This is a genomic window from Flintibacter sp. HCN-6482, from assembly GCF_037892565.1.
GTDB lineage: Bacteria > Bacillota > Clostridia > Oscillospirales > Oscillospiraceae > Lawsonibacter > Lawsonibacter aceti.
Genome location: NZ_JBBKBK010000002.1, coordinates 539,419 through 562,491, shown reverse-complemented (window position 1 = coordinate 562,491; position 23,073 = coordinate 539,419). Strand labels below are relative to the sequence as shown.

General features: G+C 57.5%; 26 protein-coding genes. 1 reads left to right on the top strand and 25 read right to left on the bottom strand.

What is annotated here, in order from left to right:
* Positions 1–10 precede the first annotated feature (10 nt).
* The 15 genes from WKS99_RS07720 to cmk form a co-directional block, all read right to left on the bottom strand.
* Positions 11–892, bottom strand: a complete 882-nt coding sequence (locus WKS99_RS07720) for a YicC/YloC family endoribonuclease (protein WP_147572266.1) — start codon at positions 890–892, stop codon at positions 11–13.
* A gap of 32 nt (positions 893–924) precedes the next feature.
* Positions 925–1,455, bottom strand: coding sequence for a hypothetical protein (locus tag WKS99_RS07715; RefSeq protein WP_240287754.1), 531 nt, complete (start codon positions 1,453–1,455; stop codon positions 925–927).
* Complete coding sequence (locus WKS99_RS07710; RefSeq protein ID WP_186852517.1) at positions 1,456–2,046, bottom strand: J domain-containing protein; 591 nt, start codon at positions 2,044–2,046, stop codon at positions 1,456–1,458.
* Positions 2,046–2,909 carry a DUF5685 family protein gene (locus WKS99_RS07705; RefSeq protein WP_340405686.1) on the bottom strand — a complete coding sequence of 288 codons (864 nt, stop codon included), beginning with the start codon at positions 2,907–2,909 and terminating at the stop codon, positions 2,046–2,048. The genes WKS99_RS07710 and WKS99_RS07705 overlap by 1 nt, the downstream gene beginning before the upstream one ends.
* A gap of 15 nt (positions 2,910–2,924) precedes the next feature.
* A complete protein-coding gene (locus WKS99_RS07700; RefSeq protein ID WP_147572262.1) occupies positions 2,925–3,347 on the bottom strand; it encodes a SoxR reducing system RseC family protein in 423 nt (140 codons plus the stop codon).
* 17 nt (positions 3,348–3,364) lie between these two features.
* Positions 3,365–4,600: a CdaR family protein gene (locus tag WKS99_RS07695; RefSeq protein ID WP_147572261.1), complete on the bottom strand. Its 1,236-nt coding sequence runs from the start codon at positions 4,598–4,600 to the stop codon at positions 3,365–3,367.
* Positions 4,597–5,481: a diadenylate cyclase CdaA gene (cdaA, locus tag WKS99_RS07690; protein ID WP_262669758.1), complete on the bottom strand. Its 885-nt coding sequence runs from the start codon at positions 5,479–5,481 to the stop codon at positions 4,597–4,599. Before cdaA ends, WKS99_RS07695 begins: the two co-directional genes overlap by 4 nt.
* Before the next feature lie 235 nt (positions 5,482–5,716).
* Positions 5,717–6,841, bottom strand: coding sequence for an aminotransferase class V-fold PLP-dependent enzyme (locus WKS99_RS07685; RefSeq protein WP_340405685.1), 1,125 nt, complete (start codon positions 6,839–6,841; stop codon positions 5,717–5,719).
* Positions 6,838–7,092, bottom strand: coding sequence for a DUF3343 domain-containing protein (locus WKS99_RS07680; protein WP_147572258.1), 255 nt, complete (start codon positions 7,090–7,092; stop codon positions 6,838–6,840). Before WKS99_RS07680 ends, WKS99_RS07685 begins: the two co-directional genes overlap by 4 nt.
* Positions 7,093–7,331: 239 nt before the next feature.
* Positions 7,332–7,805 carry a 2-C-methyl-D-erythritol 2,4-cyclodiphosphate synthase gene (gene ispF / locus WKS99_RS07675; protein WP_262669809.1) on the bottom strand — a complete coding sequence of 158 codons (474 nt, stop codon included), beginning with the start codon at positions 7,803–7,805 and terminating at the stop codon, positions 7,332–7,334.
* A 2-nt stretch (positions 7,806–7,807) separates the two neighbouring features.
* Positions 7,808–8,545, bottom strand: coding sequence for a 2-C-methyl-D-erythritol 4-phosphate cytidylyltransferase (gene ispD / locus WKS99_RS07670; RefSeq protein ID WP_147572257.1), 738 nt, complete (start codon positions 8,543–8,545; stop codon positions 7,808–7,810).
* Positions 8,546–8,630: 85 nt separating this feature from the next.
* Positions 8,631–9,107 carry a CarD family transcriptional regulator gene (locus WKS99_RS07665; RefSeq protein ID WP_147572256.1) on the bottom strand — a complete coding sequence of 159 codons (477 nt, stop codon included), beginning with the start codon at positions 9,105–9,107 and terminating at the stop codon, positions 8,631–8,633.
* Positions 9,108–9,285: 178 nt separating this feature from the next.
* On the bottom strand, positions 9,286–11,247 hold the full coding sequence (locus WKS99_RS07660; protein WP_186852516.1) for a bifunctional 4-hydroxy-3-methylbut-2-enyl diphosphate reductase/30S ribosomal protein S1: 1,962 nt from the start codon (positions 11,245–11,247) through the stop codon (positions 9,286–9,288).
* On the bottom strand, positions 11,244–11,894 hold the full coding sequence (locus WKS99_RS07655) for a lysophospholipid acyltransferase family protein (RefSeq protein WP_240287764.1): 651 nt from the start codon (positions 11,892–11,894) through the stop codon (positions 11,244–11,246). Before WKS99_RS07655 ends, WKS99_RS07660 begins: the two co-directional genes overlap by 4 nt.
* Positions 11,891–12,568, bottom strand: coding sequence for a (d)CMP kinase (cmk, locus tag WKS99_RS07650; RefSeq protein WP_147572254.1), 678 nt, complete (start codon positions 12,566–12,568; stop codon positions 11,891–11,893). The genes WKS99_RS07655 and cmk overlap by 4 nt, the downstream gene beginning before the upstream one ends.
* A gap of 120 nt (positions 12,569–12,688) precedes the next feature.
* Here cmk and WKS99_RS07645 point away from each other — a divergent pair, with 120 nt between their 5' ends.
* The gene (locus WKS99_RS07645) at positions 12,689–13,132 is read left to right on the top strand and encodes a GyrI-like domain-containing protein (RefSeq protein WP_340405684.1); all 444 of its coding nucleotides are present in this window, start codon (positions 12,689–12,691) and stop codon (positions 13,130–13,132) included.
* Here the strand turns inward: WKS99_RS07645 and WKS99_RS07640 are convergent.
* From WKS99_RS07640 to lon, 10 genes are all read right to left on the bottom strand, one after another.
* Complete coding sequence (locus WKS99_RS07640) at positions 13,116–14,330, bottom strand: NAD(P)/FAD-dependent oxidoreductase (RefSeq protein WP_445297953.1); 1,215 nt, start codon at positions 14,328–14,330, stop codon at positions 13,116–13,118. The two genes, WKS99_RS07645 and WKS99_RS07640, sit on opposite strands and share 17 nt — an antisense overlap.
* Positions 14,331–14,377: 47 nt before the next feature.
* Positions 14,378–15,241 carry a MurR/RpiR family transcriptional regulator gene (locus tag WKS99_RS07635; protein ID WP_147572251.1) on the bottom strand — a complete coding sequence of 288 codons (864 nt, stop codon included), beginning with the start codon at positions 15,239–15,241 and terminating at the stop codon, positions 14,378–14,380.
* Between the two features lie 160 nt (positions 15,242–15,401).
* Positions 15,402–16,127 (bottom strand): pseudouridine synthase, encoded by a 726-nt coding sequence (locus WKS99_RS07630; protein ID WP_147572250.1) that lies wholly within the window; start codon positions 16,125–16,127, stop codon positions 15,402–15,404.
* A 19-nt stretch (positions 16,128–16,146) separates the two neighbouring features.
* A complete protein-coding gene (locus WKS99_RS07625; RefSeq protein WP_147572249.1) occupies positions 16,147–17,271 on the bottom strand; it encodes a D-alanyl-D-alanine carboxypeptidase family protein in 1,125 nt (374 codons plus the stop codon).
* A gap of 86 nt (positions 17,272–17,357) precedes the next feature.
* On the bottom strand, positions 17,358–17,780 hold the full coding sequence (locus WKS99_RS07620; RefSeq protein WP_147572248.1) for a GerW family sporulation protein: 423 nt from the start codon (positions 17,778–17,780) through the stop codon (positions 17,358–17,360).
* 4 nt (positions 17,781–17,784) lie between these two features.
* A complete protein-coding gene (locus tag WKS99_RS07615; RefSeq protein WP_340405682.1) occupies positions 17,785–18,405 on the bottom strand; it encodes a DUF2953 domain-containing protein in 621 nt (206 codons plus the stop codon).
* Positions 18,402–19,016, bottom strand: coding sequence for an SMC-Scp complex subunit ScpB (scpB, locus tag WKS99_RS07610; RefSeq protein ID WP_147572246.1), 615 nt, complete (start codon positions 19,014–19,016; stop codon positions 18,402–18,404). The genes WKS99_RS07615 and scpB overlap by 4 nt, the downstream gene beginning before the upstream one ends.
* A 15-nt stretch (positions 19,017–19,031) precedes the next feature.
* The gene (locus tag WKS99_RS07605) at positions 19,032–19,832 is read right to left on the bottom strand and encodes a segregation and condensation protein A (RefSeq protein ID WP_147572245.1); all 801 of its coding nucleotides are present in this window, start codon (positions 19,830–19,832) and stop codon (positions 19,032–19,034) included.
* A gap of 150 nt (positions 19,833–19,982) precedes the next feature.
* Positions 19,983–20,579, bottom strand: a complete 597-nt coding sequence (gene yihA / locus WKS99_RS07600; RefSeq protein ID WP_147572244.1) for a ribosome biogenesis GTP-binding protein YihA/YsxC — start codon at positions 20,577–20,579, stop codon at positions 19,983–19,985.
* Positions 20,580–20,591: 12 nt separating this feature from the next.
* On the bottom strand, positions 20,592–23,012 hold the full coding sequence (lon, locus tag WKS99_RS07595) for an endopeptidase La (RefSeq protein WP_340405681.1): 2,421 nt from the start codon (positions 23,010–23,012) through the stop codon (positions 20,592–20,594).
* Positions 23,013–23,073 lie beyond the last annotated feature (61 nt).

The following is a 23,073-nucleotide window of genomic DNA, read 5'->3' as shown; positions in this document are numbered from 1 at the left end:
CCGTTCCTCCTTATTCGATATTCTGGACCTGCTCCCGAATCTTTTCAATCTCCGCCTTGATATCGACCACCTGACGGGCGATGTCAATATCGCTGCATTTAGATCCGATGGTATTGGCCTCCCGGTTGAACTCCTGAATCAAGAAATCCAGCTTCCGTCCAATCGCTCCACCCTTGTCCAGCATCTCCCGGAGCTGTTCGATGTGGCTGCGCAGCCGCACAGTTTCTTCGTCCACGGCCACCTTGTCCGCAAAGATCGCGGCTTCTGTCAGGATGCGCGCCGGATCGAGCTGGGTGTTGGACAGCACCTCGTTCATCCTACTCTCCAGCCTGGTCCGATACTCGGAAACAGTCTGAGGGGAACGCGCCTCCACCACCCCCACCTTCTCCTCAATCAAGGCGGCACGGGCCAGAATGTCCTCCCTAAGCCGTCCCCCCTCTCGGGTGCGCATCTGGTCAAAATCAGCCAAGGCCCGGTCCAGGACCGCGCATATGTCTTTTGCCATCTGCTCTACATCCTCTTCCGCCTTTTGGGCCAACAGCACCTCAGGAAAACGCGAGAGTGTCTCAGGGGTAATATGATAGGAGCCCGCACCGCAAAACTCTGCCAGCTCTCTCAGAGCAGCGGCGTATTGGGCGGCCAGGGGCCTGTTTACCGACACCTGTATATCGTCGGCGCCCGTGCTGTCCATCGTGACAAATACGTCTACCTTTCCCCGCGAAATGGCGCTCTGCACCCGTGTCTTGATGGCATCCTCAGAAAACAGATACAGCCTTGGAATGCGGACATTACAGTCCAGATAGCGGTTATTGACGGAGCGCAGCTCCACTGTGATTGTGCAGCCGTTGACCGTCTCCTCCGCCCGGCCGTAACCGGTCATGCTCTTGACCAAATCAGGTCACTCTCCTTGATATGGATTATAGCTCAACGCCTGCCTCCCCGACTCAGACGATGTCCCAGCAAACCGATGAGCCTGGATAGGCCGATGTCGTAACAGATAAATACCAGGTTTCCCCCAGCAAAAAAGATAGCGATTCCCTCCTCCAGCCACTGGGGCGGGTCAGGGAGAAGCAATCCCTGAAATAAAAACCAGCACAGGATCAAAGCAACATTAAAGAAAATCAGCTTCAAGAGCCACTCTACCGCTCCACGGCGCAACCCCTCGATGCGGCTCTTTACCACCGGATAGAGGCCCAGAAACACCAGATAGAGCAGAGGTATCCCCTTATTTGGCAGCAGGACCAGTCCCAGCAAGGAACCTGCCGCCCAGCACATATAGCCAGCCGCGCGGCCAGCATACAATGTCGCAGTCACTGGAAACAGGCCAGCCACAGCTGTAAGACCCAGCCAGCCCGAAGGTACGATACAGGCCAGCCATAAAATGACCAGGCTCCCCGCCCCCAGCATACCGCCCAGAGCAATTCTGACGCTCTGTTCACGATCCCGACGTGACATTTAGCAGTGTCCTCCCCCACACAGACAGTTCAGACACAGCATTGAGGTACAACAGTCCATCCCGTCTACTGTATTGGTATAGCCATAGGGGCGATAACCCACATTGCCACGTTGCATGATAGACAGAGCCTGGCGGTATTCCATATTGTTGGGCTCCATCTGGACCGCCATGGAATAGTTCTGCATGGCCTCATCCAGCCATCCCTTGCGGTAGGCGATGCTGCCGGAGAGGAAATACCACTCCCCGTTTTTCTGGGGCACCTCCAATAAAAGGCGTTCCGCGGTCTGGAGATCACCGGCGTTAATCAGATTGCGGATCTGGGCAAAGGTGGGGTTTGCGGAGCCGCCATAAGACCTCTGCTGGCTATAACTCCCGGAGGACTGCTGATAGCCGCCACCACCGGCACGGCTCTTGGTGATGGCGTCATAGGCCTCGTTGATCTCCTTCATCTTCTCTTCCGCCAGATCTGCCAGAGGGTTGTTTTGATAGTTGTCGGGGTGGTATTTTCGTGCCAGCTCACGGTAAGCTTTCTTGATCTCCTCATCGCTGGCATTCTGGTCCACACCTAAGACGCTATACGGATCTCTCATCAGTTGTTACTCCAAATCTTTTGTTTTTTTATCTCTCGCCAGCTGCCATCAAAGACAGCCCGCTGCACCATAGGCAGCCCCAGGTACAGGATATTCTCTAAAATCGGGGTTCGGCAGCCAAACTCCCCTAATTGGAGAGCAGCGCCCATCAGCCCCAGGGAATGGTCTAAGGTACGCCTTAAGTTTTCATCATCCCCCTGGGGGCCAAATCGGGCTATCACCGGGTTATACCGCCCGGCTGCCCGGTCCTCCTCCATGTCGTCCCTCGCGTCCACCAAATAGATCCATCGCCCAAGCTGATAGAGCAGTTGGGATAACACCCGGTCCTGTTTTCCCTCTTTCGATGCCGCTCCCTGGAGCAGCCGGGCAAAGGTATCGGCCGACTGGTCCATCGAAGGACAACTCGCCTGCTCCAGCTGTTCCAATTCCACCAGGCTGTCCTGGACTTGCTGGTCAAAGGCAGGACAGCGAACCGCAGCCTTCCGGTAAGATGGACGCAGCAGAAGGGAAAGTCCTCTCGCGGGCATGGCTTTCCAAAAGCCCTCGTCCTTGATCGAATCCCGCAGCTTCCACCATGCCAGGATGACACTCTCATCCGCCGCCAACTCCAGCGCCTCGCTGTCAGGACACATGGGCTTTTTGACCAGAGGATTGGCGTGGCACCGCCCCTGACAGGGAGTAAAACGCTCCTCCGGCTCCCACAGCAGAAGAGCCAGAAAGGTGAAATCAAAGTTCAGGAACATAGGGGCCAGCAACCCATAGCGCCGGCGCAAGCAGCGGCACAAGCCGCAGTAGGTTGCCCGGTACAGGTCAAACTCCCTGCATTTCATCTCCGGGCGGCAGGGCCTTACATATCCAAACACTGCACGTTTCCGTCTTTAATGGAGCAGCTTCAAAACAGCAAATTCAGGGGCCTTGCTGCGGAGGATCGCCCGGTTAATCAGCCACGCGGGAACAAAGCCGAGTACCAGTCCCAGCAACGCGGTCCCCAGAGCGGCAATATCGCCCAGATGCAGAAGGGATTGGCCCAGCATATAACCCGCACCTAACCCAACGCAGGGCAGCAGGAACACCACCACGGAGGTGCTGATGTTGTGCCCAGACGTGGGTTCAACCTCCACCACATCGCCGGGCTTGGTCCCAATGGGATCGCTGGCCAACGCCAGGATCTCCTGCGTGGGTTTTTGGGTACAGCCAGCACAGGCTCCATCGCAGTGAAGTCCGCACTCCATCTGCCGCAGGAGGGAGACCTGGACCACTCCCTCACCTATCCGCTGTTTTACGATTGCGTTCTGAACCATGGTATTTTGCCTCCAAATTAGCTCCGACTCACATTGACTACAATGGAATAATCCCCGATGACCCCTACGCTCCCGCCGGCGTCCAGATAGACTCGGGCGGTGACCGGGATCAGCCCAGTGGTGGTCACCTCCGACACGTCCGCTACGATCCGGATCTGGCTGGCATCGATCTTTTCCAGATCCTCCGTTCTACCCCGGATAGTCACTGTACGGTTTTGCGTGACCGCCTCGGCCGTATATCCATCCGGCGGCTGGCTTACCGTAATGTTGCCCACCTCGAAGGTAGCAGTTGACAAGCCATCTACCTTAACAGTCACTTTAGCAGAGGTAATCCCACTGACATTCTCTAATCCAGGGTCCAGTGTGATGGGGAAGGTATACTCTTTCGTCCCCACGACCTTGGATAGATCGACACTGCCCAGAGATATCTCCTCCAGACCCTCTATATCTGTTTCAGGTCCGGTCACGGTAATGATATCCGGCTCGATCTCGATAACCGCGTCATCCGCTGTGGCTCCGCCGCCAGGAATCACATTGACCGTCAGACCCACATCCTTCTGCACCACCACAGGAACCACCACATAGGCGGAGTCCGCGCTGAGGGTGACATCCAGATCAGTCAGCGGATTCCCTTCCCGGTCCAGCAGGGTGAGAGGAAGATCTCCGGCAAAGCGCTCGTCCAAATTTTCATCCTCAAGGATGGCAACCACCTTGGCGACCTGGCTGACCTGCTCTACCGAGCCGCTGACGGTCACACTTTCCGGACTCACAGCCGCGGTGCCCATCTGATAGTTCTCCGCCACCTGCCCTTTCAGTTGAAACTCTACGTCAAAAGAGCTTGTATAGAGTTTATCCACTGTTACGATAATGGTCGCCGGGTCCTGCTCCTGCAAGGTCACATCAGACACATTGACATTGGCGGGATAGCTGGGCTTGTAGCTTAACTCATTCTCCCCCTCCACACAGCGGGAAACATCCAGAGGGATATAGAGATTTGAACGGTTCTTCAGCAGGTTGGCCGCCACGCTGGTGGGCGCCTCAATCCGTAAGTTCACAGTTTCAGTGGACAGACCAGCCACGGTCAGCCCCTGGCTGGTCAATACATTGGTCCCAGTCAGCTCTACCCGCACATTATGGATGGTATAAGGCTGAGTGGGGTCCACCTCCGCCCGCACATAAAACCAAAAAAGCACTGCCAGCAGGACGGACAGCAGGACATATACCCATTTGCTCTCTCTCAGTCGTCCCATCATGAGCGGTCACCCTCTTTCCTGTTTCCGCCAAAGAGCTGGCTCAACAGAGGGAACTGGCTGCTCTTCTCCTCCTCCTTGCTCTCGCTCAACAGCTCGTTCCGCAGCAGCCGCTCTAAGGTCTCCGGTGCCAGATGCCGCTTGAGCATGCCTCCCACGGCCGCGGAGATGGAGCCCGTTTCCTCCGACACGATAACTACCACCGCATCCGAATGCTCGCTCATCCCGATCCCTGCCCGGTGGCGCATCCCCAGGTCGCGGCTCAGGTTCACATTGCCGGACAGGGGCAGCATACAGCCAGCGCCCACGATACGGCCCTCCCGAACAATGACAGCACCGTCATGCAGAGGCGCTTTATTCCAAAAGATGTTCTTCAGCAGTTCGCTGGATACACCGCAGTCCAGAGCCGTCCCTGTCTTAATGACATCGTCCAGGAGATTCTTGCGCTCAAAGACCATCAGAGCCCCAACCTTATCTCTGGAAAGGTCGGCATATGCCTCGGTCGTCTGGGTAATAGCGGTTTCGATCTCCATAGGCGTGGCCCTGCTGCTGGAAAAATTCAGTCCCAGGCGGCTGCTCCCCATCCGCTCCAAAAAGCGGCGTATCTCGGGCTGGAAAAGGACAACTAGGACCAGAACGCCCCACTCTACTACCTTGTTCAGCATGAAACTGGTGGCCGTCAGTGGGAGCTCCGAGGAGATCCACATGGCTACCAGCAGGATCAGGATTCCTCGTAAGACCCGTCCGGAGCTGCTTTTCCGGAGCATCCAGAGCAGTTTGTATATGATCAGAGAGAGGATGGCAATATCCAGCAGATCAAAAAGACGTATGGTGCTGATAATCGGAAGCTCATTTTGGAGCAGACTCGTGATATCCTGAAACACATGTATCACCTCTCTCAACGGCTGTCTTCGCATACCCGGCCGCAATTTTCCTATTTTGTTATTATACGATATTCCCGCCCGGTTGGCAACACGAAAGGGGGCGTTCCCGGAGAAAAATTCATGAATTTTCTTTTAATTTTCTTTGTTACTTTTTTACCCGTTTTTCCGGCGAAAAAAACGCTTCAAAACGGAGCTCATTCGCCTGAGTCCCACTTCAAAGCGTTTTTTTCATGATTCAACGTCTGACCATATCTCCAATTGCCCGCAGAAAGCGGTCAATTTCCATCTCGGTGTTAAAGGCAGATACACTGGCACGGACGGTCCCTGTTTCCAGAGTCCCAGCGGTGCGGTGTGCCTCCGGGGCACAGTGCAGGCCGGCTCTGAGCGCAAATCCTCGGTCCCCCAGCGCCTCACCTACGTCCTCACAGTCCCTTCCCTTAATTCGAAAGGAGAGCACACCGGACTGCGCCTTGGGCATAGACGCCTGGAACACCTCCACACCCGGCAATCTGGACAGCCCGTTACCCATCCGCTGGATCAGCCGGCTCTCATGTCCCGCAATCCACCGTACGTCCCGGCGGCGCAAAAAACGCAGGCCCTCCAGCAGGCCGGCCACACCGGCAATGTTGTGGGTCCCCGCCTCTAGGCGGTCAGGCAGGAACTGGGGCATGGACTGCTTCAAGGATTCACTTCCTGTCCCGCCCTCTAGAATCGGAGTCGGGTCACGGTTGCAGAGCAGCAGGCCGGTGCCCTGTGGGCCGTAGAGCCCCTTATGGCCCGGCATCGCTACAAAGGCGGCGCCCAGTTCCTGGATATCCAGCGGCAGGACGCCTGCGGACTGTGAGGCGTCAACAATCAGAGGCACTTCCCGCTGCCGGCACAGCTCCGCGATCTCCTGGATTGGGAGGATAAAACCGAATACATTGGATACATGGGTACATATAGCCGCGTCCGCTCCCTGGTCCAGACACCGGCGGAAGGAGTCTATCATTCCCTGCCTGTCAAAGAGAGGCGATCGGGCCACCAAAATTTCCACCTCCGGAATCGCGTGGAGCGGCCGGGTGACCGCGTTGTGCTCATAGCCGGAGATCACCACTCTGTCCCCAGGATGGACCAGGGTTTTTATGGCGATATTAAGTCCATGGGTAGCGTTAAACGTAAAAACCACCTGATCGACGCTGGGCACATGAAAGAGGGCAGCCGCCTCCTCCCGACAGGCGAAGGCAGTATCGGCGGCAGCCATAGCCGGCCGATGTCCTCCCCGTCCAGGGCTGGCCAAGTGGTCAATGGCGTGTGCGGTGGCGCGAGCCACAGAGGGCGGCTTCTGCAGGGTGGTGGCCGCGCTGTCCAGATAGATCACAGCTCCACCTCCTGATAGCTGCCGTCCCCGGCGGTGATATAGATACGCTTTGGCTCAAGATTCGTCCGCTGGAGGACCCGAAGGGCGTCAGGCAGACTGCGTTGGGATATCTTGACCGAGTGGCTGCACCCCTCCCCCGCCACGCTCTTTGGCGAGCGGAGAATCCGCGCCGTGATGCCCGCCCGCTCCAGGGCGGCGGCTGTCCGCTGTGCGTAGGTCAGAGAGCGGCATACAATGAGATAATAGAGCATGACTTGGTTCCTTTCTCGGGACAGTCTGTCGGCCGCCCCTCGGAAATAGCTGGGAGGGGAGCCTGCGTTCCCCTCTCATCTCCATTGTATGCTCTTTTTCAGGCGGTGACACCGCAGACTTGCTTTCTCTTTACAATGGTCAAACAGCTCATATCTCCATTTTCGCCATACGCCAGGCGAAAATGGCCCCCCCTGATACTTGCCGGAGTCGAACTATTTGCAGCGTTCGTGCTTGCCGTTCAATCTTTCCAAATCAGCACTACTGCGTGCGCCGCCATCCCCTCACCGGAGCCAGTAAAGCCGAGGCCTTCTTCCGTGGTAGCCTTTAGATTGACCTGCTCCGGGGACACTCCCATAGCTCTGGCCAGCCGCTCCCGCATCTGCGGAATATGGGATGCCAGCTTAGGCCGTTGAGCCAGGATGGTGGCGTCGATATTCCCCACCTTCCAGCCCCGGTGGTCCAGCAGGGCGATTACTCTCTCCAGCAGTTTTATGCTGTCCGCCCCGGCGTAGGCGGAGTCTGTATCGGGAAAATGTGTGCCGATGTCCCCAAGTCCTGCCGCTCCCAGAAGCGCGTCCATCACCGCGTGGGTCAGTACGTCCGCGTCTGAGTGGCCCAGCAATCCCTTTTCCCAGGATATCTCTACCCCGCCCAGGATGAGCCTGCGCCCCTCTACCAGCCGGTGGACATCGTATCCGTGCCCGACCCGCATCTTCATAGCTCTCCCCTCACTCTCGCTTCCAGGATAGCCTCCCCCAATATTAGGTCAAAGGGGGTGGTGATCTTAATATTTTCCTTGCTTCCAGTGGTCAGGGACACCTTCATCCCCAGCCGCTCTACCGCCCCACATTCGTCTGTCAGGCTTTCCCCGTCAACCGCCGCCTTCTCCACCGCGGCCCGGATCAGCCCGGCTTCAAAGACTTGGGGCGTCTGAACCGTCCAAAGCTCTGAGCGGTCTACGGTTTCCTCTATCAGTCCCTCTCTAGCTCTCTTTACTGTATCTGTGACCGGTATAGCGGGGGCGGCTGCTCCCGTTTCCGCCGCCCGCTCCACCACCTCCTCCAGCACCTGCTGGGGGGCCAGTGGGCGGGCGCCGTCGTGGATTGCGATAAGGTCCGCATCCGGACGCACCTCCCTGAGCCCAGCCAGCACGGAGTCGGTCCTCTCTCTGCCCCCTACCACCACTTTGGACACTTTATCCAGTTGGAAGTCTTTGCAGATCCGGCTGACTTCAACCAGCAGGTCCTCTCTCGTGACCACCACGATCTCATCAAACCGGGGGCAGTCCTGAAAGGAATAGATCGTGTGCACCAAGACGGGCAGTTCCCCCAAAGGCGCCAATACCTTGTCTATCCCCTCCATCCTACGGGCGGAGCCCGCCGCCACAATCACAGCGGAACAGATTGGGGGATGAGCCTTCTTCTTCGCTAATTTTCGCAATACTTCCAGCATCTTAGGGACCTCCTACACAAAAAAGGAGCCGGTGGGCTCCTTTTCAGGTCAGCTTTTATCAATCACTATGTCTGGGCAGGACAAACTATGCCAGCGCTGTATCCAACTGCTCCTCCACTGTCTCGTAGCTTAGACTCTTGGAGAGCACGATCTCGGAGATCAGCATCTGCCGAGCCGAGTGAAGCATTTTCCGCTCCCCAGTGGACAGCCCCCTCGAGTGGTCCCTGGCCGTGAGCCCCTTGATGACCCAAGCGACCTGAAAGAGATCACCGCTTTTCAGGCGCTCCATATTCTCTCGGTAACGGCGGTTCCAATTTGAGGTCATCTCCGCCTGGATGGAAGGAATCGCCGCCATAACCTGATCGGCCTGATTCGCGTCCACTACTGGTCGGACGCCGATATCCTCGCTATGTTCTGTGGGGATCATAACCACCATGGACCGATTGGGGAGCTTCATCATGTAATAATCTCGCTCTACACCGTCAATTTTTCTCTGGACGATACTCTCTAAAACGCCTGCTCCGTACATTGGGTGGACGACTTTATCCCCAATCTGGTACAACTTTTACACCTCCATACCGATCATGACCCCGTCCTTGCCTCTATTTTCACACTAATTATAGCAATTTAAACGGCTTTACGCAAGCAAAACCCCTAATGATTTTAAAATTTTGTCATTTTTTACATCATATAGGAAACGGCCCTTGGTCAAAAAGACCAGGGCCGTTTTTAAATCAAAATTACTCCTCGGTTTCGGCAGGAGCTTCCTCGGCGCTATCTTCCTCCACAGCGGGCTCCAGCAGGGCACGGATGGAGAGGGAGATCTTCTTGTTCTCCATGTCCACATCGGTGATCTTCACGTCCACCTTATCGCCCTCAGCCAGTACGTCGCCGGGCTTCTCGATGCGGTGGTCTGCGATCTGGGAGATGTGGATCAGTCCGTCCACACCGGGAACTACCTCGGCAAAGGCACCGAAGGTCATCAGCTTGACGATGCGCACATTAGCGGTGTCCCCCACCTGGTAGGTAGAAGTAAATACGGTCCAGGGATCCTGGCTGTGGTCCTTCATGCCCAAGGAGATCTTCTTCTTCTCCTTGTCGGCGGAGATGACGTACACCTCTACGGTATCGCCCACCTTTACTACCTCAGAGGGGTGCTTAATGCGGCTCCAAGACAGCTCGGAGATGTGGACCATGCCGTCCACGCCGCCAATATCTACAAAGGCGCCGTAGGAAGTCAGGGACTTCACCGTGCCGGTATAGCGCTTGCCGTCCTCGATCTCGGCCCACACCTTCTCCGCGGCGGCAGCCCGCTCGGCGCGCTGCACCTTGCTGATGGAGCCCACTACACGGCGGCGGGCCCGGTTGACCTCTGTAATGACCAGACGGACCTTGTGCTTCAGCAGTTCAGCCATGGGAGTCTCCCGCGGCAGGCCCGTCTGGGAGGCGGGCACAAAGACGCGGATGCCCTTGACGGAAACAACCACACCGCCCTTGTTGTCCTCAGTCACAAAGCCCTCAACCACTGTCTCGTTCTCGCTGGCGGCCTCGATCTCCTCCCAGCCCTTGACCATATCCAGGCGCTTCTTGGACAGCTTGACCTGGCAGTCCCGGTCGCTGACCTGCATCACATAGGCTTCGATTTCGTCGCCTACCTTCACCAGGTCCTCAGGCTTGACGGTGGGGTCGTCGCTCAACTCAGCCAAGGGGATATAGCCGGGATACTTAAAGCCCAAGTCGACTTGGATCTCAGTGGGGGTAATAGAATCCACTATGCCCGTGACCTTATCTCCATTATTTATAGGCTTGATCGACTCCTCCAGCATCTCCGCAAAGGATTGCTCGATCTCCATGATTTCTTCGCTCATTTTGTCATAGACCTCCTTTATTATCCACGCGGGCGTGGACGCGCCCGCCGTGATGCCGACCATATCCGCCTGGGGCAGCCCGGTAAGATCCAGCTCCTCCGCGCTCTCAATCAGCTGAACGCGGGGACAAACCTCCCGGCAAAGCTCCGCAAGCCGCTTCGTATTGGAGCTTTGACTGTCGCCTATGACCACCATCATGCTGCATTTTTCAGCCAACTGACGGGCCTCTTCCTGGCGTTTGGACGTCGCTCCACATATTGTATCAAAAAATTCTGCGTTTGTACACTCTTTTTTTGCTTTTTTCACGCAGTCGTCCCAAATTTTCCTGGTAGATGTGGTTTGCGATACCAAAGTGATAGGCAGGTTTCGCCGGTCCGGAGCCTCTAACAGCCATTTTTCCAATGCCTCTGCCCCCGATACCACAACTGGTTCCCGACACCAGCCAGCGATAGCCGTCACTTCCGGATGGTCAGGAGTCCCTACGATTACGGGCCTTCTCCCTTGCTCCTCCGCCTGGCGCACGATCTCATGGATTCGGGTCACATTGGGGCAGGTGGCATCCAAGATCTGGGCGCCCCGACTCTCCAGCGTTTTGTAAACCGCGCGGCTCTCGCCGTGGGAGCGGATAATGACCGACGCGCCATCCGGCACCTCCTCCGGTGTTTTCACCGAACGAAGGCCCTGCTCCGCCAACCGGCCGATCACCGCCTGGTTATGGATAATGGAGCCCAGCATAACGCAGGGCGTGCCCTGTGCGGCAGCCTGCTCCGCAAGCTCCACGGCCCGCCGTACACCATAGCAGAAGCCAGCACTCCTGGCCAATTCCAGCTTCATCCGATCCCCTCCCCCAGGGCCTGCACCCGGTTCATCACTTCCTGGGCAATCGACTGGAGCTCCTCCGCCGTAGGTTTACGGCCCTCATACTTGGGATAATAGGGCTGTCCGATGACCACAGTATTCGGTCGGAACAGCCGCTTCTTCCGCTGTATGTACACCGGCAGCAGGGGGACACCGGCTCGGGTTGCGAAGAGGGCGGCACCCGTCTTGACCGACACGTTTTCCCCTTCGTGAACTCTGGTCCCTTCCGGGAACATCAGCAGCTTATCCCCGCCCTTTAAGAATTTCAAGGCTGTCTTCACTGCCTTCATATCATTGTTTCCCCGGTCCACCCCAAAGACGCCGGCCTTGGACAATATCCAGCCGACAAATGGGACACGCATGATCTGTATCTTGGCCATGGCCCGCATGGGACATTTATGTCCAAAAGCAAAGACGACATAAAAAGGGTCCCCCGCGGTGGTATGATTGGGACAGATGACTGCCGGGCCCTTCGGAATATTCTCCCGTCCAACCGCCCGGATTGGGCGGAAGAGGTTAAAGAAGGGCCAGATGACGGCGTATAAAAAGGAAAAGTATCTGTCTAGGCTTTTGCGCTGGAGCTCATTCTTTTCCTGGGGTTCTTTCACCGATTCTTCGCTCACAGATGAATCTTCTCCTTTATCAAGGAAAGCATGGCCGCCAAACTCTCCTCTAAATTCAGCCGGGTGGTGTCCAGAAGGACTGCGTCCTCCGCCTGGCGCAGCGGTGCAATCGGGCGATTCCGGTCCTGTTCATCCCGCTGGACAATATCTCGCAGGACAGTTTCAAAATCAGTCTTTTGCCCCCGCCCTTCCAGCTCCAAGAGACGGCGGCGGGCACGGGACTCCGGTGCCGCAGTGAGAAATATTTTCACATCTGCCTGAGGCAGCACGACGGTTCCGATATCCCGGCCGTCCATGACCACATTGTGCTCACGGGCTTGAGTGCGCTGAAATTCCAACAAGAAGTCCCGTACTGCCGGGATAGCGGATACCTTAGAAGCCAGTCCGGAGATCTGATGTTCCCGGATCGCTTTGGACACATCCTCGCCCTCCAGAAACATCCGCTGCTCCCCGTCTGGGCCATAGTCCATAGAAATATCCAGCCCATTCAGCAGGGGGATCACCTGGCTCTCTTCGGTCGGATCCGCACCCGCCCGGAGGACCTTCAGGGCCACCGTGCGGTAGATGGCCCCGGTATCTACATATAAAAAGCCCAGCTCCCTGGCCGTCTTTCGGGCCAGGGTGCTCTTACCGGCCCCGGCGGGGCCGTCGATAGCAATGCTGACACACTTCATACAACCGCTCCAAACACTTTTGTGGTTTCCATAGAACAAATTAAAAAAGTTCTTGAAATTTCTTTTAATTCGGGATACTATACCTAAATCACCGTAATTTTATTACAATATGGAGGCCCTATGATACAGGAGAGATTTGAGAACATTACCCTGGCATATCAAAGGAGCATCGGCCCATACGGCCAGCACAACAGGCATTTTATGGAGAACTTTAAGCAAACCTTAGACCGGGAGCAGCTATTGGACGACCAGTCTGTCATTTTTGGCATCGCCCTGGACGATCCCGCCCGTGTGGCGGCAGAAAAGCTCCGATATGATCTGGGTCTGGTCCTCCGCCGGGGACAGTCCACCAGTCTGGAAACAAGGACCTTGGAGGACGGCCTCTATGCCGTCTTTGAAGTGCCCCACACAGAGGCCGACATTCTCTCCTTCTGGAAAGACCTGCCTGTCCTGACCCAGGGCCTGCCGGCCGACTGGAGGCGCCCCATCATCGAGCGGTACGCCGCCCCGATGATCGCCCGGCACCTGTGCGAGATGTGCGTCCCCCTTATCCGGCCCCTATAAACTCCACTGCCCCTTCCCCCGCCGCCCGTCCGGTAGCCCATGCGATCTGGAGGTTGAAGCCGCCGGTATAGGCGTCCACATCCAGCAGCTCCCCGGCAAAAAACAGGCCAGGCACCTTTTTGGACTGCATGGTCTTTGGGTCTACTTCGCCCACCTTGATACCGCCGGAGGTGATGATGGCCTCCTCAATAGGCCGTGGTCCGGACACGGGTACTGTAAAATGTTTCAGCGCTTCTAACAGGCGGCGGCGCTCCTCACGGGTCACATTGTGGGCCTTTTTGTCCCCTGGGATGCCGGCACGCGCCAGCAGGACAGGGATCATCGCCTTTGGGACCAGGCTGCCTAATAAATTGCCCATATCTCTGTTGGCGTTTTCCCCCAGCTCCCGCAGCAGGCGGGCATCCAAAACGGACTCGTCCAGTGCTGGCTTTAAGTCGATGGAGCAGACATACTTAACTCTCTCAAAATCCCGCATATGAGCACTGGCTGACAGCACCAGCGGACCGGACAGGCCAAAGTGGGTGAACAAAAGCTCACCCTGCTCACGGTATACTATCTTACCCTTTTGTCCCCGGACCGTCAACTGAACATTTTTTAGAGTCAGTCCCTGCATCTGTCCGCAGCAGGGGTCTGGGGACACCAGCGGAACCAGCGAGGGACACGGCTCCACAATGGTGTGGCCCAATGCCTCCGCCATCCGATACCCGTCCCCAGTGGAGCCAGTGGCGGGATAGGAAACGCCTCCCGTAGCAAGGATGACCGCTTTACAGCCAAACCCAGTCCTGCCCTTATCTTTTCTCACTTCCACGGCGCGCACCGCGCCATCCTGAATACTGATTTCAGAAGCTCGCTCATGGATCACCGGAACCTTCAGCCGTTTTAACTCCTGGAATAAGGCGTCGATGATATCCGAAGCCCTATCCGACCGCGGGAATACCCGATTCCCACGCTCCACCTTCAGTTCCACGCCCAGTCCGGTAAAAAATTCCTCTACATTGGCGGGTGTGGTGCGGCTTATAGAGCTGTATAGAAAACGTCCATTCCTGGTCGTGGCGGCTAGTGCCTCCTCCGGCGTACAGTGATTGGTCACATTACACCGGCCCTTGCCAGTGATATACAGTTTCCGGCCCACTTTGGGGTTGCGCTCCAACAGGCAGACCTCTGCCCCCAGACGGGCGGCGGTGATGGCCGCCATCATACCCGCGGCCCCACCGCCCACCACAATCAGATCATAATGGGTACCGCTCACTCCTGCACCTTCTCATAGACGCCGTACTCCTCCCAGATTTTCTCCAGGTCCTCAAAGGTATTGGCCAGGTCGTCATTTTTCTTCCGGCTCACCGCCACCAGCAGGGCGTTAATCAGTGAGAGGGGCGCCACCAGAGAATCGACAAAGGAGGCCATATCACTACGCGCCTTCAGTGTGTAGGTGGAGATGGGCGACAGGGGGGATACCTCGCTGTCTGTAATGGCGATGGTAGTTGCCCCCCGGCTCCGTGCAAAGTTCATCGCCTGAACCGTGCGGCTGGAATACCGGGGAAAGCTGACGCCGATAACCACATCCCCCTCCCCCACTCGTAGGAGGCTCTCAAAGACCTCGCTGGCTGTAGTGGCGGATACCTTGACTACATTATCGAAAATCAAATTGAAATAGAAGGACATGAAGGTTGCCATGGCCGCGCAGGACCGGACACCGATGATGTAGAGCTTCCGGGCAGACACGATGGCGTCAACAGCCTTCTCAAAGCTGTCCCTGTCCAGCTCCTCCAGGGTAAGACGTATCTTCTCGATGTCAGATTGCAGAACCATAGACAGCAGATCCTGGTCGCCCAGCCGATCATTGGTCACCTCAATCCGCTGAACGGATGTCAGCCGGTTACGGATCATCTTTTGCAGCGACCGCTGCATATCCGGGTATCCATCATAGCCCAACTCAGCAGCAAACCGGACCACGGTAGACTCACTCACATTCACCTTCTTGCCCAGCTTGCTGGCTGTCATAAAGGCAGCCTTATCATAGGACTCCAGGATAAAGCTAGCGATCCGCTTCTGTCCCTTGGAAAAGGTATGCATATTCTCCTGTATCAGGGCCAAAATGTCACGATTCATATGGTTCTCATCTCCCGTTTATGTAGAAACCCCTCTGATACTATACGTCAGTCAAAGCGTACACGCCTTTCATGGATTATCATACCCGTTTTCCTGCAAAAATGCAAGCGCTTTTTGCAAGAAATTCATTTTTTCTTGCAAAAAGCGCCGAGCAGCTTGTTCAATTATCTGTAGTTTCTTCTCCCGTCAGCAGGAGCACCTCCTGCTCCGTCAGCCTACGCCATGTTCCGGGGGCCAGTGTCCTGTCCAGGTGCAGCGCCCCCTCCCGAATCCGCTTCAGCCGCAGCACATTGAGTCCTGCCTGGGCACACATCCGGCGCACCTGCCTGTTTTTTCCCTGGTGGATGACGACAGACATCTGCGACACCCCTCCGCTGGTCCGCCCCCGCCGAACTTGGGCGGGAGCCAGCTTCTCCCCGTCCAACACCATTGGGCCGGAAAGAATGGGCAGGGCTTTCTCTACATTTCCAGTCACCCAGACCAGATATTCTTTTTCAACCTCGTGGCTGGGATGGAGGAGCCTGTGGGTGATCTCCCCGTTATCGGTCAGAAGGAGCAGCCCTTCCGAATCCAGGTCTAGCCGACCGATGGGCCACACTCGCGCGCCGCAACCGGACACCAGATCCGCCACGGTCTTTCTCCCCTGCTCGTCAGAGAGGGTGGACACATAGCCGCGGGGCTTATTGAGCATCAGGTAGGTCCGTGCTCCCCCGGGGCGCAGCCTTTTGCCATCCACCAGCACCTGATCCCGGTCCAGGTCCGCTCGATCCCCCAGATGGGCTTTCTCTCCATTCACTGTGACCCGTCCAGAGGAAATCCACTCCTCCGCCGTTCTCCGGGAAGCCAGTCCGCAGGAGGATATCAGCTTTTGCAGTCGTTCTTCCATGGTCCGCCTTTCTCTTTCTCTATCTCTCCGAAAGCTGGGCCAACCGGTCCGACAGCCTGTCCCACAGCCCGCGGACCGATACGCTGTCCCGCGGGATATCGGCGCCGGCTACCAGGGGGATATCCGCCACTTCTTCCCCCTTCAAGCGGAACACCACCCTGCCCAAAGGGGCCCCCCTCTCCACCGGAGCGGTCAGAAGTTCCTGGTCCAGCAGAATATCATACTGGAGCTTCTCCCCCTCTGCCAAGGCCACAGAACAATCCTCGGCCGCTGATATGGGACACACTGGGATCAGACTGTCCGCCACCGGGAGCTGACAGACCTGTTCCCCCGCACGTGTCAGTTCCTTCGCACGATAGTGGGAGAAACCCCAGTCAAAGAGACGGGTGTGGTCCGCCCAGTCGTTGGGGTCACTGAGAGTGACGCAGATCAGCGCAGTCCCTTCCCTTCTGGCCGCTGACACCAATGTGCGCCCTGCCTTCTCGGTATATCCTGTCTTCAGTCCAATACAGCCCTCATACTGCCACAACAGCTTATTGTGGTTAGTAAATGTCCTGGTCCCTATGGTGATGGATTTGGTGGACACTATCTGCGCCAAGGTATCATTCTTCAGGCAGGCTTGGGCCAGCAGCGCCATATCATAGGCAGAGGAGTAATGCCCCTCCGCGTTGAGCCCATTGGGATTGGCAAAATGGGTATCTGCCATCCCCAGCTCCTGAGCCTTCTGATTCATCCGGTCCACAAACCGCTCCACCGTACCGCCGCAGTATCCGGCTACTGCCAAAGCGGCATCGTTTCCAGAGCGTAGGAGCATCCCGTAGAGCAGCGCCTCCAGACTTACCCGCTCCCCCGCCCGCAGGTAGATGGAGGAGCCCTCAGCCCCGGCCCACTCCCCGGAGATGGTCACTTCTTCTTCCAACACATGGCCTGATTCCAAGGCCACCAGGGCGGTCATCAGCTTGGTGATGCTGGCGATAAGACGCGGCTCATGGGCGTTCTGCTCATATAGCACCCGCCCGCTCTCTCCATCCATCAGGACTACCGAGGCGGCGGAGGTACCAGGCGCTCCGGAGGCCGCCGCGGCCGCGGCAGGTGCAACAGCCGCTGTCAGCACCGCCAGACACAAACTCATGATCCGTTTCATATCGGTCACCTTCTTCAAAAACATAGGTGACCATAGTATGGCAGTCTAACTTTTTTCGTTGCCCGGAAATTTTTGCGAATTTGGCTTTATTCGGCAAAATCCGCCCGCTCCGTCTCCTGTGCCTTTTTTTCCTGCTGCTTTTCAATAAAGTCCGTTACCTTGTCCACTACCTCGGGCACCGCTTCAATTACCCGGTCCACCGTAGTGGCGGGAGGAGGAGCCACAGGCAGCAGCTTCACGGAGCCTCCCCGGAGGATCAGAAAGGCCACCGGCTCCAGTTTAGCACTGGCTCCGCTGCCCCCACCGAAGGCCGGATCGCTGGCTGGCTGCTTTTTGGTAGAAAACTCGGTCCCGCCGCCCGCTATCCCAAAGGACAGCCTAGACACGGGGATCAGGGTAACTCCATCTGCTTGAATAGGGGTGCCAATGATTGTGTTGGCGTCCGCCATGGCCCTCACGTGCTCCATGGTGACGCTCATCAGTTCACTTAGATGGTCCTTTTTTTCCATACCCTCAGGCCGCCTTTCTCACATTCTGCTCTTTTTGTTCCCCACGCGCCGCCATGACAGCCCGCAGAGCTTTTATCCCAAAATACACCGCCAGCCGGCATATCTGCCCCAGCTTCAGGGACAAGGAGGCCCTTCCCCGCAGACTGACGGCAGGAGCCTCCAGATCCAGCCTGACCCTAGCCCGGCCATCTACTATATGGAACCCCTCTACCAGGGGATACCACAGGGCGCCCAGGGCCCCGTTTGCCCATCCATAGGCCATTGCCGCGTCCGCAGGGTCCTGACCGCCTATGGTCAATTCCAGATCCAGGATATCTATTTTCAGCTTCTTCTGAAACTGTCCCGCCGCCTCCAGTGCGATGGGGAGCAGCCTTTTGGCATACTCCAGCCCCCCGCCCTTCACGCGGACAGGTTTTTCTTCTGTCAGGTCCGTTCCCATCTTTTTTCCCCGGACAGGCTTTTCCTTCTTTTTCCGCTTCCAAGGGAGCACTCTGATTCGGACAATCCCTGTTCGCAGCCAGAGGAACAGCCCCTCCTGCTGATAGGACACGACACAGCCCACCCGGACCTGTCCCAGCAGGAGCAGGGCCAGCAGGACGGCGGCCACCGTGAACAGGAGCTTCATGGCCCGTCCTCCGCCGGCAGCCCGGCCCCCTGCTCCTCCTCCGCCCTAAGCCTGGCTACCGCCGCCTCCAGCTCCAGGGTCATCTGACTCCCCTCCTGGGAGGAGTCGGGGAGCTCAGGCAGCTCCTCCAGGCTGGACAACCCAAAGGAACGCAGGAAGTTCTTGGTGGTCCGAAACAGGAGCGGCCGTCCGGGGACAGCCAGGCGGCCCGCCTCCTCAATCAGCTCCCGCTCCAGCAGCAGCCCCACCGTATAGGAGCTGTCTACCCCCCTCACCTGATCTACATAAGCACGGGTCACCGGCTGATAATAGGCGATGATCGCCAGTACCTCCAGGGCGGGCTGCGACAGGCGGGCCGGCTTGCGGCTCTCCAGCGTCTTTCTGATATAGGGGGCGAACTCCGGCGCGGAGCACAGCTGATAGCTGGTATCCAGCTTGATCAGCCGTATTCCCCGCCGCTCATAGCTGTACTGGTCCATCAGCCGCTGGGCCACAGCGTCCAGGGTGGGCCTGTCTACCTCAAGCCCCAGGCACAGCCGCTCCACAGCCACCGGCTCTCCTGAGGCAAAGAGGACACCCTCCAGAGCGGATTCCAATTCCTTCAGTTCCACAGAGCTATCCTCCTCTTAGTAGCTGTCGGCGGTAAACTCCGCCGGCGTCTCCCCCTCCGCCTGGGTGCAGGTGACAGTACAGTCCGACTCGGTACCCGCCAACCTGACCCGGCGCGCTTTGCACAGTTCCAGCACTGCCAGGAAAGTAGCCACCACTTCGGAGCGGCTCCGGTTCCCCTTGAACAGGGCCCGAAAGCGGGTAACGCCGAACTGGAGCAACCGCCGGACGATCTCTCCCGCTTTGTCTGTCACGGGGTAGGGCTCCCGGCCCACGATGCCTTGGAAGGCGGAAACAGGAGGCGGGAGTTTGTTGTCTGTCCGGGACAATACAGCGGTCATAGCCTTCCAAATATCCTCCCTGTCATGGACATAGCGATAGGTCCTGTCCGGCTGGACCGGCTCCGGCACTTTGGTCAGATAGTCCCGCCCATAGTGGAACCTGGTATCCAGCACAGGGATGACTTCCTTGATTTTCAAAAAATTTTCATTTCTCTGATGGGCCTCTAGTGTAGCGATGAGCTGCTCCACCTCGCTGAGTGCCTCTTCATCGTGGATGGACAGGAGCATCCGAGTCTTGATATAGATCAGATGAGAGGCCATTGTGATAAACTCACTGGCCACCTCCAAGTCCAATTCCTTCCGCTTGTTCATCCATTCCAGATACTGGTCCAGGATCAGCGATATCTGAATGTCCTTGATCTCCATCTTATTCTTGCTCAAAAGATGGAGAATCAGGTCCAGCGGGCCCACGAAGTCCTCCATATTTTCTTCCTTGGCCTTCACCACCCCTTCCAGGTGGTAGATGGGTGCTTCCATGGGCTCACCTCTTTTGGGAAAATTGTGTCAGAATATTATACCAGCTATGGAGCCAAAACACAAGGCGTGAACAGCGGTTTCCCAATATAGAGAATAAAGTCTCTCCTGTACAAAGATCCCCGGTATGCCGCAGGGCATACCGGGGATCCTTCAGCTCACTCCGGCGCCGGACAGGATAGCCGACAGCAGTTCCTCCCTGCCGGTCCCCTTCTCAGCCGAAAAGGGGATAACGATGGTCTCCTCGTCCAGCTCCAGGGTTTCCCGGATCCTCTGGAGGTTGGGACCGATCTCGCTCTTTTTCAGCTTATCCAGTTTGTTGGCCACCACTACCATGGGCCGGCCTGTGTCACGGAACCATTGGGCCATGGTACAGTCATCGGCGGTGGGGTTATGCCGGGAGTCTACGATCATCACCCCCAGGGTCATCAGCTCCGGATGGGCGAAGTAGGACTCCATCAGCCGCGCCCACCGGTCTCGTTCACTCTTGGACACCTTGGCGTAGCCATATCCTGGCAGGTCCACCAGGTAGAAGCCCCCATCAATCAAAAAGTAATTAATGTGGATGGTCTTGCCCGGGGCGGCACCCACCCGTGCAAAATTCTTTCGGCCCAACAGCCGGTTGATGACCGAGGACTTACCCACATTAGAACGGCCGGCGAAGGCCACCTGAGGCAGCCCGTCGGTCCGGAAGTCCCTTGCGGAAGCGGCGGACAGGATAAATTCCGCCTTTTGCAGGTTGACAGGCATCCTATCCCCTCCTCACTGGCGCAGCCGGGGACCAGGGGCTCTCTTTGCAGTCCCCAGGACTGGAGCGGACGGCTCCCTCTGCTCCTCCGCGGAGGGCAGCGGGTGTGAGAGGGCTGCCGACAGCACCTGGTCTGCCCGCTCTACCAGGATAAACTGGAGAGCCTTCCGTACCGTCTGGTCGATCTCCTCTAAGTCCTTGCCGTTGTCCGCTGGCAGGATGATCGTTTTGATGCCGTTTCGGAAGGCGGCCATCGTTTTCTCCTTCAAACCTCCGATGGGCAGGACACGGCCGCGGAGGGTGACCTCTCCGGTCATGGCGATGCCACGGCGCACCGGGCAGCCAGTCAGGGCGGACACCATGGCGGTAGTGATGGCGATGCCGGCAGAGGGCCCGTCCTTGGGGACGGCTCCCTCCGGGAAGTGGACGTGGATATCCTTCTCCTTATAAAAATCGGCGGGGATCCCCAGCCGGTCTGACTGGCTGCGGATAAAGCTGAGTGCGGCGTAAGCGCTCTCCTTCATCACATCTCCCAGATTTCCGGTGAGCTCTACCTTTCCGGCCCCTGGGACCACATTCACCTCCACCTCCAGCAGCTCGCCGCCCACAGAGGTCCAGGCCAGGCCATTGACCACGCCTATCCGCTCTTCCAGGGCCTGCCGCTCGGGGTAGTAGCGTGGGACCCCCAGATACTCCTTGAGATCTTTTTCTGTAATGTGAATCGACTTTACGCCATCTGAAACCACTCTCATTGCGGTTTTGCGGCAGATGGCAGCCAGCATTCGCTCCAGCACCCGAACTCCCGATTCCCGGGTATAGGCTGAGATGATCTCCCGCAGGGCGCTGTCGGATACCTTCAGCTGGCTCTTTTCCAGGCCGTGGCGCTTCATCTCCTTCGGAAGCAGATGCTTTTTCCCAATCTGAACCTTCTCCTCGTCGGTGTAGCTGGACAGCTCGATGACCTCCATCCGATCCAGCAGAGGCCGGGGAATGGTATCCAGAGTATTCGCGGTGGTAATAAACAGGACTTGAGACAGGTCAAAGGGGACCTCCAGGAAGTTATCCCGGAAGGTGGCATTCTGTTCTCCGTCCAACACCTCCAGAAGCGCGGAGGAGGGGTCGCCCCGGTGGTCCCGGCCCAGCTTGTCGATCTCGTCCAACAGGATCAGCGGATTGCAGCTGCCCGCCTGCTGGATTGCGGTGATGATGCGGCCCGGCATGGCTCCCACATAGGTCTTGCGGTGCCCCCGAATCTCCGCCTCATCGCTGACGCCGCCCAGGGAGAGACGGGCCAGCTTCCGGTTCATAGCCTTTGCCATAGACATGGCGATGGAGGTCTTGCCCACTCCGGGCGGGCCCACCAGGCAGAGTACCTGTCCTTTCAACGCCGGGGCCAGCTGCTTGACTGCCACAAATTCCAGGATGCGCTCCTTCACCTTATCCAGGCCGTAGTGCTCCTGGTCCAGCACCCGGCGGACAGCCGGGACGCTGATCTTCTCCTTGGTGTATTTTCCCCAAGGCAGCTCCAAACATACGTCCAGATAGCTGCGCAGAACGGTGGCCTCCGAGGATCCGAAGGGCTGCTTGGTCAGCCGGTTCAACTCCTTGGTCAACTTCTCCCGCACCTCATCAGGCAGGGCGGCCTTGGCGATCTTCTGACGGTACTCCTCGAACTCGTCGGCCCCATCACCCTCTCCAAGCTCGTTCTGGATGGCCTTCATCTGCTCCCTGAGGTAGTAATCCCGCTGCTGGTCGGACATCTGCTCTCTGGCTTTGCTCTGTATCTCGTTGTCCAGAGCCAGTATCTCCACCTCCCGGTCCAGCAGCCGATGCAGCTTCTCCAGGCGGCGCAGGGGCCGCCGCTCCTCCAGGATGGTCTGCTTGTCGCTGTTTCGCATGGGGATGTTTTGGGCGATATAGTCAGAGATATAGCCTGGGTCCTGGCTGGCCAATACATGGATCAGCAGGTCTGGAGATACCTTAGGGGCCAGCTCCGTATACCGCTGAAAGAGCTCGTAGGTGGAGCGCATTAGGGCTTCGGTCCGGGCGCTTGTTCCAGTCCGCTCCTCCTCTGGCAGTTCCAGTATCTCCCCCTCCAGATAGGGCTCGGTCCGCAGGAGGCGGAGCAGCTTGCCTCTGGCCTGCCCCTCTACCATAACCCGGACATTGTCTCCTGGCATACGGAGGATCTGGCGTACATTGGAGATGGTTCCTACCACGTACAGGTCGCGCTGGTCCGGCACCTCCACGGAGATATCCTTTTGGGCCACCAGGAACACAGGGCTGCCGGTCGTCATAGCAGTTTCCAAGGATTTGATGGAGATATCCCTGGCCACATCAAAATGGATCAGCACGTTGGGGAAAATGGTCAGCCCCCGCAGAGCGATAACCGGCATAGTGCTGGTGTGGAGGATATCCTTCTGTGTGGTCGTCATGTGGTCACTTCCTCTCTGGTCGATACAGCGAAATGCCCCGGGGCCCGCCGATCCGGGGGCT